Raw genomic sequence first — 526 nt, forward strand, 5'->3', positions numbered from 1 at the left:
AGAGTACAGCTAATCGACCGAGCTTGTTCAACAACAGGATAAAGTTGCGGCTGCGCGCAACCTATCCTTGTTTATTATATGTAATTAGATAAGCCATACCCCGACATTGAATCTGTTTATGGCAACTAGCATTACCAGCCTTAATACAAGAGTCAAACACTAGTGCATTGCCACCTAACTTTTGAGTCTTGACTTTTAATTCAGAAATAAAAGCTTTTGTACTTGGTGTGAGGTCTCTATAGTCTACTTGGCAATAATTTGTTTCCACATATCCAATTTGAGAAGCCCCTAATCTCCAGACTTCTTCATTGGTATATCTGTCGACGACACTTTTACGAATGCTATTTTCTGCATATACCCCAGCATTTGAATTAAAGGTAGTTGTTGAACAACCATTAAGAAGAATAAGTACAAGTGATAATAAAACTTTCATGTAAACTCCATTTACATATAACGCCCAAATAACGGGCTAAGTAATACTTGCTAAAATGTGAAACGAAGTGGAACCGAGCAAGTGTTACGTGTC

At 37.5% G+C, this 526-nt stretch carries 1 protein-coding gene; it reads right to left on the reverse strand.

Going from position 1 to position 526, the window contains the following annotated elements:
* Positions 1-61 precede the first annotated feature (61 nt).
* Positions 62-433, reverse strand: a complete 372-nt coding sequence (locus MTCD1_RS18455) for a hypothetical protein (protein ID WP_057183654.1) — start codon at positions 431-433, stop codon at positions 62-64.
* Positions 434-526: the final 93 nt, after the last annotated feature.

This window comes from Colwellia marinimaniae (assembly GCF_002207865.1).
Taxonomy (GTDB): domain Bacteria; phylum Pseudomonadota; class Gammaproteobacteria; order Enterobacterales; family Alteromonadaceae; genus Colwellia; species Colwellia marinimaniae.

Coding starts and splice junctions, on each gene's coding strand:
- MTCD1_RS18455 (WP_057183654.1), bottom strand. CDS start 433: ATGAAAGTTTTATTATCACTTGTACTTATTCTTCTTAATGGTTGTTCA.